The organism is Ruegeria sp. AN6, assembly GCF_056540425.1.
Genome location: NZ_JBQFWR010000012.1, coordinates 67,618 through 80,675, shown reverse-complemented (window position 1 = coordinate 80,675; position 13,058 = coordinate 67,618). Strand labels below are relative to the sequence as shown.

The 13,058-nt window shown below is 57.7% G+C and carries 11 protein-coding genes; 5 read left to right on the top strand and 6 right to left on the bottom strand.

The features are described from left to right. The first annotated feature begins 20 nt into the window (after positions 1 to 20). Positions 21 to 2,147 (top strand): protein-disulfide reductase DsbD family protein, encoded by a 2,127-nt coding sequence (locus ACR0MQ_RS17290; protein WP_253285959.1) that lies wholly within the window; start codon positions 21 to 23, stop codon positions 2,145 to 2,147. A gap of 9 nt (positions 2,148 to 2,156) precedes the next feature. On the opposite strand, the gene ACR0MQ_RS17285 is transcribed toward ACR0MQ_RS17290, so the two are convergent. The 5 genes from ACR0MQ_RS17285 to ACR0MQ_RS17265 form a co-directional block, all read right to left on the bottom strand. Further along, positions 2,157 to 2,615 (bottom strand): ATPase, encoded by a 459-nt coding sequence (locus tag ACR0MQ_RS17285; RefSeq protein WP_170417881.1) that lies wholly within the window; start codon positions 2,613 to 2,615, stop codon positions 2,157 to 2,159. Positions 2,616 to 2,729: 114 nt separating this feature from the next. Continuing rightward, positions 2,730 to 3,878, bottom strand: a complete 1,149-nt coding sequence (ccmI, locus tag ACR0MQ_RS17280) for a c-type cytochrome biogenesis protein CcmI (protein ID WP_170417878.1) — start codon at positions 3,876 to 3,878, stop codon at positions 2,730 to 2,732. After that, positions 3,875 to 4,363 carry a cytochrome c-type biogenesis protein gene (locus tag ACR0MQ_RS17275; protein ID WP_170417876.1) on the bottom strand — a complete coding sequence of 163 codons (489 nt, stop codon included), beginning with the start codon at positions 4,361 to 4,363 and terminating at the stop codon, positions 3,875 to 3,877. The genes ccmI and ACR0MQ_RS17275 overlap by 4 nt, the downstream gene beginning before the upstream one ends. Next, positions 4,360 to 4,929, bottom strand: coding sequence for a DsbE family thiol:disulfide interchange protein (locus ACR0MQ_RS17270; RefSeq protein ID WP_170417873.1), 570 nt, complete (start codon positions 4,927 to 4,929; stop codon positions 4,360 to 4,362). Before ACR0MQ_RS17270 ends, ACR0MQ_RS17275 begins: the two co-directional genes overlap by 4 nt. 4 nt (positions 4,930 to 4,933) lie before the next feature. Next, positions 4,934 to 6,928: a heme lyase CcmF/NrfE family subunit gene (locus tag ACR0MQ_RS17265; protein WP_170417870.1), complete on the bottom strand. Its 1,995-nt coding sequence runs from the start codon at positions 6,926 to 6,928 to the stop codon at positions 4,934 to 4,936. Between the two features lie 236 nt (positions 6,929 to 7,164). On the opposite strand from ACR0MQ_RS17265, the gene ACR0MQ_RS17260 reads away from it, so the two are divergent. Then, a complete protein-coding gene (locus tag ACR0MQ_RS17260; RefSeq protein ID WP_170417865.1) occupies positions 7,165 to 8,274 on the top strand; it encodes a transporter in 1,110 nt (369 codons plus the stop codon). Positions 8,275 to 8,278: 4 nt separating this feature from the next. Here the strand turns inward: ACR0MQ_RS17260 and ACR0MQ_RS17255 are convergent, their stop codons facing one another. Continuing rightward, a complete protein-coding gene (locus tag ACR0MQ_RS17255) occupies positions 8,279 to 8,944 on the bottom strand; it encodes a hypothetical protein (RefSeq protein WP_050605729.1) in 666 nt (221 codons plus the stop codon). A 229-nt stretch (positions 8,945 to 9,173) separates the two neighbouring features. On the opposite strand from ACR0MQ_RS17255, the gene ACR0MQ_RS17250 reads away from it, so the two are divergent. The 3 genes from ACR0MQ_RS17250 to repB all read left to right on the top strand — a co-directional run bounded on the left by ACR0MQ_RS17250 (position 9,174) and on the right by repB (position 13,008). Further along, a complete protein-coding gene (locus ACR0MQ_RS17250; protein ID WP_480609763.1) occupies positions 9,174 to 10,229 on the top strand; it encodes a tyrosine-type recombinase/integrase in 1,056 nt (351 codons plus the stop codon). Positions 10,230 to 10,840: 611 nt separating this feature from the next. After that, positions 10,841 to 12,043: a plasmid partitioning protein RepA gene (gene repA / locus ACR0MQ_RS17245; protein ID WP_480609761.1), complete on the top strand. Its 1,203-nt coding sequence runs from the start codon at positions 10,841 to 10,843 to the stop codon at positions 12,041 to 12,043. After that, positions 12,043 to 13,008 (top strand): plasmid partitioning protein RepB, encoded by a 966-nt coding sequence (gene repB / locus ACR0MQ_RS17240; protein ID WP_480609758.1) that lies wholly within the window; start codon positions 12,043 to 12,045, stop codon positions 13,006 to 13,008. Before repA ends, repB begins: the two co-directional genes overlap by 1 nt. The last annotated feature ends 50 nt before the right edge of the window (positions 13,009 to 13,058 follow it).

Sequence of the window (13,058 nt, the reverse complement as noted above, 5' to 3'; positions counted from 1 at the left end):
ACAACCGATGGCAACGCGCAATGGCAAGAACACTCCTAAATTTATGTATTATGATCTTGGGGTTAATCTTTGGCCAGACTTCCGCCGGGACAAGCCTTGCAGCTACATCCCAAGCGTATGAATCAGAGCCCCTGGTCGCACACATAATTACCGCGCAGGACGGGATCGCGCCTGACGTCAAGACGATCACTGCAGGACTGCATCTGAAACTGGGCGAAGATTGGAAAACCTACTGGAAGTCGCCTGGTGAGGTGGGAATTCCGCCCAAGATCACTTGGAACGGCTCGCAAAACGTCAGCGACGTACAGTTTCACTGGCCCGCGCCGATCCGTTTTCGCGCCTTCGGGATCGAGAATTTCGGGTACAAGGACGAAGTGGTCTTTCCGCTGACCGTCACACTCGAGAACCCCGGAGCGCCAGTTGACTTGAAGGCCGCTGTGACAACGCTGATCTGTTCCGATATCTGTGTGCCGGTCGAGTTTTCGCTGGACTTGTCGCTGACTCAGGGAACGGGTCGGGATCAGGACTCGGCCCGGCTTATAAATGCCTTTCTGTCGCGGGTGCCAACCACGGGAAACACAAGCGGAATGAAGTCCGACGCCGCGACCCTGGATACCGAGTCCGAGATGCTGACGCTGAATTTCACCAGCGACCTGCCCTTTGATGCGCCTGATGTCTTTCCCGACATGGGACGTGACACCGCGTTTGGTGCACCCGACATCCGGCTCGCTGGCGACAGGCGTCAGCTATGGGTGCAGTTCCCGGTCCTCGCTCTGGCACAGGACCCCCCCGCCTTGTCCGTCACGGTTACCGACACCAACCGCGTGGCCGAGTTTTCGCCCCGTACCGACGCTCCCCCTACCCCGCCACCATATGAGATCGCGGCCGCCGAAACTTCAGCCAGCGCGCTGGTCTGGATCATTTTGCTGGCGGTGGGCGGCGGGTTGATTCTGAATGTCATGCCCTGCGTACTGCCAGTGCTTTCGATCAAGCTTTCCTCGGCGGTAAAGGCTCGCGACCGCTCTGCGGCTCAGATTCGCGCCGGGTTCCTGGCTTCGGCAGCCGGAATCCTGACATTCATGTGGCTGTTGGCGGCTATCACCATTGCGGCGCGGTCGCTGGGCTATTCCGTCGGCTGGGGCATCCAGTTCCAGAATCCGCTTTTCCTTGCGGTGATGATCGTGGTGCTGGCGGTTTTTGCAACCAGCCTCGCGGGCTTGTTCGAGATCACGCTGCCGCAGTCGCTGAACACCCGGCTTGCCCATGTCGAAAAGGGCCGCGTGTCGCTGGTCGGGGATTTCCTGACCGGAGCCTTCTCAGCAGTTCTGGCGACGCCCTGCTCGGCCCCCTTCCTCGGCACGGCGGTGGCCTTTGCCCTGACCGGCCGACCGGTGGATATCGTGGCGATCTTCACCGCAATGGGGGTCGGGCTGGCCATTCCTTACCTGCTGGTTGCAGTGCACCCGAAACTTACCGCCGCTCTGCCTAAACCGGGGCGTTGGATGGTGGGATTAAAATGGGCCCTGTCGGCGGCACTGCTGACCACGATCGGCTGGTTGGTCTGGGTGATGGTCGGGGTGGCCGGAGACACTGCTGCAACTGCTACCGTGCTGGCTGCAACTGTTCTGGTCCTGTTGATCTGGAAAAGTACGATGATGCCACCCGTTTTGCGCTGGACAGCCCTGTTGCTGACGCTGACCGCAGCGTTTGCCGCACCGGTTGCGATTGCCGGCAAAGACCGGTCCAGGCTGCTTGAACCAGCCGGAGAGATCCCTTGGATTACCTTCAGCCGCCCCGAAATCGCCCGCCTTGTGTCGCGCGGCGAGGTGGTTTTCGTCGATGTCACAGCCGACTGGTGTCTGACCTGCAAGGCCAACAAAGCGCTGGTGCTGGAACGCGGCGAGGTTCTGGCAACACTGCAATCGGACAAAGCAATTCCGATGCAGGCCGACTGGACCCGCCCCGACGATGTGATCGCCCGTTTCCTTGAGGACAATGGACGGTTCGGGATCCCCTTCAACATCGTCTACGGCCCGTCGGCCCCCGAAGGCATCGCCCTGCCAGAGATCTTGACCACGAACGCCATTCTCGACGCGATGGAACAGGCCGCGCCGATTGCGGGCGGAGCCGTGGAAAGCGGATCCTGACCCCGGAGTTCACATATCCCGGACGCGGTTGCTCTGCTGCGCTAAACGCATGGTCTCGTGCTCTTCCATATCCAGTATCGCCTGAAAGAGTTCGCGTGCCTCGGGTATCTCGGCACGCCCGTGCAAATACCGATATAAGTCGATCACCTGATTGTGAAGATCGAAGACCGCTTCGCAGATCTCATCGACGCTCATCTGTGCGAACGGCCTGTCGCAGGCGCGATGTGGGTCGATCGGCTCATTGCCCAAATAGTCATATACCCAGGTGTTGAGCGCTTTGGGATCGGCTCGTTTCACGAAACCATCGACGATTTTCTCCAGAGCAGCCTCATGATCGGCGAGGTAGGTAAGCAACATCCTGGCCAGCTCCTGCTCTGACTGTGTCGAACAGTGGGCCAAACATTCGGCGAGCCAATGATGCATTTCCCGCGTCCAGACAATTAGATCAGAAAACGTTTCAACTTTCATGGTCTCAACCTCCTAAAGATCGGCATGCGATAGCCTAAACCGGAATTTTCCAGATGGCTCACTGGGCATCAGCGCGAAGTCGGCGCCGGCCCGATCCACGCCGGGCTGCGGGAATCAACCCCCCAGTTCCAGCAATGCCCGGTCGATTGCCACCTTGCGCGGATCCCCCTGCGGCAGGTCATCCGCCAGATCCCTTGCCCTGCCATAGGCGTTCCGGGCGCCGTCGGTCTCGCCCAGCACCGAATAGGCGTTGCCCAGCCGCATCCAGCCGTCCAGATCGCCTGGGTTTTCCTGCATCCGGCTCGCAAGCCGTTCGACCATCGAGCGGATGAAGGCCTGCCGGTCTTCGTCTGACATCTCCTCGGCCGCCGCCACCTGATCGGCAGTTGGGCCGGGCATGGAAGGGGCAAAAGCCGCCAGATTCACCGGAGCCCGTCCGATCGACGGGGCGATGCGGTTAAGCTGGGCCACAAAACTCTCCATCCATGGCCGGAACTCCTCTTCGGCGTCCATCCGCGTCTTCAGTAGGTCATAGGCCTTATCAGGCGATCCAGCCTGCTCCAGACCAATGGCTTTGTAGAATGTCGCTGCTGGGTTCGATGGGTCCAGTTCCAAGGCTCGTTCAAACGCCCGATCGGCCTTGGGCGTAACGACACCGTCATCGGCATAGACCAACGCCTCGCCATATTGCGACACCAGCGCTGAATTCGCATTGGGTCGGTCCAGCAACCCCTCGAACGCGTCTGCGGCATCTCCAAAGCGTCCCATACGCATATAGGTCTGAGCCAACAACACCCATCCCTCGGTTGGCCCGCCGGTTTCATCCGCCTCAAGCCGCGACTTCAGGCGCACGGCAAGGTCGGCGATTTCACGGGCTTCGGCCTGCTCCCCCTCGCGTTGGGCAAATGGCTGGCTGGGGATGTAGGGACTACCCAGTTGCCAATAAAGACCGGCTCCGAGCGCTGGAACTACCAGCGCGGCAAGTAAAATCAGCGCACGCCCGGAATGGCCCATTATCGCTTTGTCGTCCGATTGCCGGTCAATCGCCTTCAGGCGACGTTCTATCTCGGCTCTGGCGGCCTTGGCCTCTTCGGCTGAGATAATTCCTCGTTCCAGGTCCTTCTCCACTTCGCCGATCTGGTCGGAAAAGATGGCAGAGGCGCTTTCGCGTCTCGACAAGTCCGAGGTCTTGCGCCCCAGGCCGGAGAGGGCGAGCGTCAGAAACACCGCCACGGCCATGAATGAAAAGATAATCCAGATCATGCGTGCGGCTCCGTGAGTGAATGGTTTTCGGGATTCCGTTCTTCGCTCGCGCCGCGTTCCGTCTCTTGTTTTCGCGACTTCCGATATCGGCGCGCATTTTGGGTCAATACCGCTGCAGTCGCGATACCACCCAGCCCCAGGATGACGATAGGCGCAACCCACAGAATGTAAGTTGATGGCTTCCATGGCGGGTTGAACAGAACATAGTCGCCATAACGCGCAACCAGAAAGTCCATAACCTGCTGGTCCGTGTCGCCTGCCACCAGCCGTTCGCGCACAAGCAGACGAAGGTCGCGCGCCACGCCAGCGTTAGAACTGTCGATGTCTTGGTTCTGGCACACCACGCATCGCACCTGTTTCGAAATCGCCCGGGCCCGCTCTTCCAATACCGGATCTGCAAGTATCTCGTCGGGCTCAACCGCGAATGCCGGCTGCGACACCAGCATCGCCAGAGTGACCGCGGTAATTACAATGCGACGTATCATGACGCCTCTCCTCCGGCCGCCCGCGCCTGATCCAGCGCGGTGCGCATCTTTGAAATTGCCTCGTCGCCCAGCACCGGGCCGACAAAACGGAATACGACCTTGCCCGCGCCATCAATCACAAAGGTCTCCGGCACGCCGGAAATCCCCCATTCGATCCCGGCTCGGCCGTCCAGGTCGGAACCGATGCGCTCATAAGGGTTGCCCAGATCGTCGAGCCATTTCCGCGCGTCCTGCGGCTTGTCTTTGTAGTTAATGCCCATCAGGCGAATGCCCTCATCGCGTACCATACGCGTCAGCACCGCATGTTCGGCCCGGCAGGGCACGCACCAGGACGCAAACACGTTGACCACGATCGGAGCTGACCCGTCATTTTCCACCAGATCGGTACTGGACAGCCCGTGGGTATCCAGCCCTTCGACCGGCGGCAAGTCGAACTCAGGCACCGGCTGCGAGATCAAAACAGACGGGATTTCGTTTGGATCGCGATCGGGATTCAGTCCCCATAGCAGGAAGGCACCCAGGATGCCGGCAATCGTAATTGGGAACAGTGCAAATAGACGTTTCATTGCCCTACTCCGCCGCCACCGCAACGGAGCTCTGCCCAGTCCGTTTTCGTGGTGCACCGACGCGTAGACGCCGATCGGAGAGTGACAAGACACCACCAAATGCTAACAATCCTGAACCTATCCAGATCCAGACCACCAATGGCTCATACAAGATACGCAGGGTCCATTTGCTCTGTTCTGATTCCGCCGCCGGTTCCGATATTGAGGCGTAAAGGTCCCCTGCCAACGTCGTTCGAATTGCTGACTCGGTCGTACTGGTACCCGCCACGAGATAGGCCCTGCGCTCGGGTTGAAGCGTGGTGACATAAGCGCCATCGCGAAATACCGTCAGTGTGGCCGCGCGAGACAGATAGTTCGGACCGCGAAGCTGTTCCACACCGTCAAAACGCACGTCGAACCCTGCTATCTCAATCTGTGTTCCGGGCTCGGCAAAAGTCACGACCTCGGATTTCCAAGCGCTGGACCCGATAAAGCCGATCATACAGACAGCCAACCCCGCATGGGCCACGACCATGCCGTAATGAGAACGCGGTAGGCTGCGGGCCCGACGCAGGGACTCGGCCAACGGTGCCTCACCCAGCTTAATTCGGCTGGCCCACTCTGTCAGCACAGCGCCCAGCAACCAAACCGCAAGGCCGATCGACACTACCGCCAAGGCTGGGCCGCCGGTATCCAGATACCACACAAGCAACGCTACGAGCAGGCTAACCCCGGCCACCCATTTGAGCCGGGACAGAACACCGCGCAAATCCGCCCGCTTCCATGACAACAGCGGCCCAATCCCCATTACAACGACTAGAACCAGCATGATCGGCACGAAACTGGCGTTGTAATAAGGTGGTCCAACCGAAATCTTTTCACCTGTCACAGCCTCAAGCAAAAGCGGATAAAGCGTACCGAATAGAACCGTCGCCGTTGCGGTGGCCAGCAGCAGGTTGTTAATAAGCAAACCGGCCTCGCGGCTGATCGGGGCAAAAAGACCGCCGCCCTCCATCTCCGGTGCGCGTATGGCAAACAGCGTCAATGAACCACCGATCGCGACAGCCAACAGCGCCAAGATGTAAATGCCGCGTTCGGGATCGACCGAAAACGCATGGACCGATGTAAGCAAGCCTGAGCGGACAATGAATGTCCCCAACAAGGACAACGAGAAGGTCAAAACGGCCAGTAGGATCGTCCAACTTTTGAAGCTGCCGCGCTTTTCGGTCACAATGGCCGAATGGAACAGCGCTGTGCCAGCAAGCCAGGGCATAAACGAGACATTCTCGACCGGATCCCAGAACCACCAGCCGCCCCAACCCAGTTCGTAATAGGCCCACCAGCTGCCCAGAACGATACCAAGTGTCAGAAACACCCAGGCCGCCAATGTCCAGGGTCGGACCCACCGCGCCCATGCCGGATCGACCCGCCCCTCAATCAGGGCAGCCACGGCGAAAGAAAATACGATAGAGAAGCCGACGTAACCCAGGTATAGGAACGGCGGGTGCATAGCCAGGCCGACATCCTGCAACAGCGGATTTAAATCCTGACCATCCAGCGGTGCCGGAAACACCCGGTCAAACGGGTTCGAGGTGAACAGCATGAATGACAGGAACCCCGCGCTGATCCAGGCCTGCACTGCCAGAGTGCGCGCCTTGAGTTTCAGTGGGATGTTCCGAGCCAACAGAGACACACCCAGCCCGAAAATCACCAATATCAGAATCCACAACAGCAGCGACCCTTCGTGGCTACCCCAGGTCGCAGCCACCTTGAAAAGCATCGGTTTCAGCGAATGAGAATTGCTGGCCACATTTAGCACAGTGAAATCGCTGACCACGAAGGACCACATCAGAGCGGCGAAGGCGATAGCAACCAGCGCTGTCAGTAGGACCGAGGTCGCAGATGCCGATCGCATCCACATGACATTGTTCCGTGCTGCTCCAATCAAGGGAAATACGCTTTGCACCAAGGACACGGCCAGGGCAAGCGCCAGGGCGAACTGCCCGATTTCCGGTATCATTCCAATCCCTCCGGATTTCCGGTTTTGCGGCCTTGTCCGACAATCCAGCGCTGGAGGGTCAAGCGCATTATTGCCGCACCCCCTTCGGCTGATGCATGCTTGACGAGCGCAAATCTGGCCGGCGGCCTTGACCTTCCAGCGCTGGAGACCCCCACCATTTCGACTTCACCGATGGACGTACCGAACACTTTGTTTTCAGGGCAGGGACTCAGGAAACAAACGAACACGAGGGCATCATGACACGGAGCAACAGCAAGATTACGTGCGTCTGGCAACGCCTCCAGGCTGTAATACTGGCTGGGGGGCTGAGCCTTGGGTCAACTGCCATGGCCCAACCGGAAACCCGTCCGGCTGACAACGTGGCGATGAACCCGCAAGCCTCCAGCAACATGTCAGGTATGGGAAGCATGTCCAGGATGATGCGCCCCGACGCGGTGCCGCCAACGGGTGTCGTTGGCGGTATGCATCCACCCGAGGGTGTTTTGATGCCTGTGTTCTCTTACATGAACATGGAGATGGACGGAAATCGTACCGGAACGCAGTCGCTGTCTACCTCGAACGTTCTGTCGCAGTATCCGATCGCGCCGCTCAGCATGAGCATGAACATGGCGATGGTCGGCCTGATGTACGGTGTGACCGACGAGATCTCGGTGATGGCGATGCTGCCCTATACCCGCAAGACGATGAAGCACCAGACCCGCATGGGCCAGACCTTTAAGACCAGGGCACAGGGGTTTGGCGATCTGAAGATCATCGGCGGATATGATATCTACAAATCCGACGGGCAGGTGCTGGAACTATCTCTTGGCCTCAGTCTGCCGACTGGCTCGATAGACGAGACCGACACCACGCCAGCTGGGCCGGACCAGCTGCTGCCCTACCCCATGCAACTGGGTTCAGGCACCTACGACCTGCTGCCGGGCGTCACCTATACGGGCCAGAACGCGGATTGGTCTTGGGGCGCCCAGCTGGCCGCCGTGATCCGGATGGGTGAGAATGATGCCGGTTACACCTTGGGTGACGTCTATTCAGCAACAGTTTGGGGTGCACGGCGCTGGAATGACCAGTTCAGCTCCTCGTTGCGGGTGGTCGGCGACATCGTGGAAAACATTGACGGGTCGGATGCGCGCCTGAACCCAGGCATGGTGCCCACCGCTGATCCGACCCTGCGCGGCGGCCAGTTTCTGAGTATCGGAATCGGAGTGAATTACCTTGTGCCGGGGTCGGGCGTTTTGGCGGGCACGCGCCTGGGTATCGAGGGCGTGATCCCTGTGTATCAAGATCTGGATGGGCCCCAGCTTGAACGCGATTACGCAGTCTCCTTCGCGATACGCAGGGCGTTCTGACCCTTCAGCCCCAAACCGACTGTAAACGGACAATCAGCGCCGCCGCGGTGGTCAGAACGACCACTGACACCGCCATCAGTAGCAGGGCCAATGTCACAGGTCCGCCGCGCCCAGGTACGCGACGTGCCAGTTGGGCTGCAAATCCAGTACCGTGGGCGATCTGGCTCTGAACGACGGATAGGTATAGCGGCAGCGCTCCGACCAGCGTGGCGTACAGGTAAACGCCTGAGATGTTCTCGAAGTAGGCGGAGCGTACCAGCGTCGGACCGACTACCCGCAACGCCACTACGGGATCACCGCCGAAAGACCCGAACCAGTCTGCCGAAAGCGCGTAGATCAGCGCGTGCAGCGCGATGAACAGGACGGCCCGTAGCAGCAGGTCAATTAGCAGATACCGGGCCGGGATGGCCCCCCTGCCCCGCGCCCTTACCCCAACGGCGAAAAGAAAAAAGCTGAGATAATTTAAAAGGAAAACGACCGGCAACCCATTCGTCACCACCTGACGCAAAAACCGAACAAACGCGGGACCACTGTTCAGGAGGTGCGTCGCAAAGCCCGGCGTGCGCAAAACGAAGATGGCCAACAGCGGAAACAACGCAAGGCAACTGACGATCAGCGTGTTTCTGGCAAACTTCCAGAAAGGCAATTCAGTGGCAAAATATCTGTTCATTTCATTTAGTTTGCCAACGGTTCCAGCGCAATGTCGATGCCAATTGGTTTACAGACCTGCGACAGAACCTCCGATTTTATTATTCCGCAAGCCCTCTACCTACTTTACGCGCAAAATCTGTTACTTTTGCTCGTTACTTTTGTTGCGCTATCAGTTTCAAGTTACACTCGATAAGTATCCCTTATCAAGCACAATTGATTTTGCCGAGAAATGCAGGCAGAATGCCCTCATGAAGCCCCCTGCCCCATACCTCCCCGCCGCCGCCCCTGCCCTCTCAGACACAGATCAGGAGGCGCTCACTGATCTTTATGTGCGCGGCACACCGGAAAACACGTTGCGGGCCTATGAGCGCGATCTGCTCTACATCACCGCCTGGAAAGCGACACGTTTTGGAGCGGCGCTGGACTGGCCCGAATCCGAGCCCACGGCGCTGGCCTTCATTCTTGATCACGCCCGCGATCTGAATGACGCACCAGAAACGGATGTGGCGCGCGAAGCCGCGGAAGCGCTAATTGCTCAGGGGCTGCGCAAGTCCCTCGCCTGCCCTGCCCCTTCTACGCTGGACCGGCGCATCGCCTCCTGGCTTGCCTTTCATCGAATGAAGAACCTGACCAGCCCTTTCGGTGCGCCGCAGGTGAAGCAGGCCCGTGCCAAGGCGCGCCGGGCTGCAGCCCGGCCCCCTGCCCCAAAATCGCAGCACCCGATTACCCGCGATGTGCTTGAGCAGTTGCTGTCCACTTGTCGGGGGTCCCGGCGGGATTGCCGCGACCGCGCCATCTTGATGCTGGGTTGGGCTTCTGGTGGCAGACGGCGCTCGGAGATCACCGGGTTGATGTTTGAAGACGTCTCGCTGAAGGAGTTCGACGAAAAAAACCTGGTTTGGATTTCACTGCTGGAGACCAAGACGACAACCAAAGGCGAAACGCCGCGGCTGGTGCTGAAAGGCCGCGCAGCCCAGGCGCTGGTCCATTGGATAGAGGTTGGACAGATTAAGAACGGGCCACTGTTCAGACCAGTCTCAAAAGCAGATCGTGTGCTGAAACGTCGGCTTTCGCCAGACGCTATCTATCAGATCGTCAAACATCGCCTCCAGTTGGCAGGGCTGCCGGAGGACTTCGCTTCGCCGCACGGGTTGCGCTCGGGCTTTTTGACCCAGGCCGCGCTGGACGGTGCTCCGATCCAAGCCGCCATGCGCCTCTCGCTGCATCGCTCCATGGCCCAGGCGCAGAAGTATTACGATGACGTCGATATTGCAGAAAATCCGGCCACAGACCTGCTGGGGTGAGAAAATACCCAGTCAGCTCAATTGGCCCCCTGCCCCGCCTTGACACATCGCCAAGGCGGAAACGTGCCGCGGCAAGTCGCGGAGAGAATGCAGGATACTAACAATGGCGACAACGTCCGTCCTATCACAGAACGGCTGAAAGTGCTCCTCTGCCCCTGTTTGAGGCCCTTCAATCTGGGGGATTCGTCAAGATCCTTGGAGAGGGCATACTTGGCGGCTATCCCACGCGTCCGGTTTTTTGCGTGTTCTGGATAGATCGAGCCGAACTGGGCTCACATGAATGGCAGTCAAATTGCTGCCCGATCATCCATGGTCCGTTAAGATTCGCAGAAAGATCTCACCGCGACCCCTAGGGGTAAGCTGCAGCGGTACCACAATATGTACGGCACATCCCTATAGTATGGCTCAAAATATCACTATTTTCCAAAGACTTACATCAACACTTCCTGTATCAACCGAAGCCTTACTTAAGGTGCGCGTGCACTGCACTATAAAAAATTGTTGTCTGGTGATAAGTTGCGTGTCATTAGTGCTCTTGTCGCAAGAATGCGAAAATTGCGCAATTTAGCGACGAAACGCAATCGACCCACCAAAGAGGTCATGAGGGCAGCATGAACAGTAAGGCAGAATTCCCAGACGCGAAATCCATTGCAGCTTCCATTTCTGCCAATGCTGCGCGTCTATCGGATGCCCTGAACCATCATATGCGAAATAGCTTTCAACCTGAAAGCCGAAAGACGCTGCGCAAATTCCACCCTTCTGAGGTTTCCGAGCTGACCGGCATAAGCATGTCGAATCTCAGAACCCGCCATCAGGAAGGTGATTTTCCCGATGTAGAAACAGATTCCCGAGGCAGGCGGCTCTATTCCGCTGAAGAGATCGACCAGATCCGTCGAGTGATGGCGCGAACCGGTCGCAATGGTGAAGCATATTTACCGGGCCGGCGGGATGGTGATGCACTTCAGATCATCTCCATCGTCAATTTCAAAGGTGGCTCGAGCAAAACGACGACGGCAATTCACCTCGCACAACGCTACGCCCTCAGAGGTTATCGGGTTTTGGCCGTGGACATGGATCCGCAAGCCAGTCTGACAACAATGTTCGGATACCGTCCGGAGATTGAATTTGCCGAAAGCGGCACGGTGTACGACGCTTTAAAATATGAAGATCCAACGCCCCTGAGCCAAGTGGTGCGCAAGACTTACTTCCACAACCTCGACCTCGCGCCAGCCGGGTTGTTGTTGTCAGAATATGAAACCGAAACGGCCTACGCACTTCAGCACAAGATCGATCCGCCCTTCACACAGCGTTTGGCGATTGCACTCGACGAAATCGAAGCGAACTACGATTTGGTCATTATCGATTGCCCACCTCAGCTGGGTTTCACGACAATGACTGCATTGCTTGCATCAACCGGGCTTCTGATAACCGTCGTGCCGAGCATGTTGGACGTTGCCTCAATGGCCCAATTTCTCGAGATGGCTGGAGAGACCGTTGTAACCTTGGAGGAAGCCACAGGGCCTATAGACTGGTCGTTCCTCAAATACCTTGTTGCAAGGTTCGAACCGACCGACGTTCCGCAGTCACAGATGGCGGGGTTCCTGAGATCGATATTGCTGGACCAAGTTCTCAACACACCAATGCTTAAGTCTACCGCCATTTCGGACGCCGGAATGACACAGCAAACAATCTATGAACTGGACCCCAGCCAAGTCGTCAAAAAGACCTTGGACAGGATCATGGAAAGCGTGAACGGCGTTGCGGACGAGTTCGAAAAGACAATCCAACAGACTTGGGGAAGGGAGGTTGAATAATGGCACGTAGAAACCTGTTCCAGCCCCCTCCCCCGCCAGAGTCATCCGAAGATATGACGACAAGCGACGTGAAACCTCGTTTCCCCAACACTGGTGCGATGAGCGGAGTGAAATCGACGCTAAAAGACCTCTCCAGCAACGCGATACGTGAGATTTCAGTCGACCTTATCGAAGAGGATGGGCCGAAGGACCGGCTTTCATTTTCAGATGCTGACGTCGCCTCTCTTGCAACGAGCATCAAAGAGCACGGTCAGCAAGTGCCCATTATGGTCCGTCCGCTCGCGGAAAAGCCTGGTCGCTACAAGATTGTTTACGGACGTCGTCGACTACGCGCTCTGCAATCAATTGGAATGTCAGCCAGAGCCTTGGTGCGTACGCTATCGGACGAAGAAGCGATCCTAGCTCAGGGCCAGGAAAACTCGCATCGATTGGACCCAAGCTTCATCGAAAAAGCCTTGTTCGCGGCGCAGCTGAGTGACGATGGCTATGATCAGCCTGTGATCCTCGACGCACTTGCCATCGACAAACCGATGCTGTCTCGAATGACTAAGGTTGCCCGTACTATTCCGGAGACCGTGATTCAGTTAATCGGATCGGCGCATGGAGTCGGTCGTCGACGCTGGGAGGAACTAGCAGACAAAATTAAGGACAGCAAAACTGACCTAGTTCGGGTAGCTTCTGATTTGGGAATAGATAAGATTCCCGCTTCTGACGACCGGTTTGCACGCGTCTGTGACGCAATTTCAAGCAATAGCAAATCGGCGAAGTCCACAAAACCCACAGCACGCATGGTTGTCTCTAGCGACGGCAAGACACTTGCAGAGGTCAAGGATAGTCCACGCGCATTGACGTTGAAAATGTCTAAGATTGACACCCCAGAATTTGTTCAGTGGATGCGAGACAACGCGGAAGTTGAGCTGATACGTCTCTATGAGGCGTGGCAGTCGGACCGAAAAACCGGCTGACAAACAAACGAGCAGTACAACAAAAAGGAGCACGAAAAACAGCCAGAAAA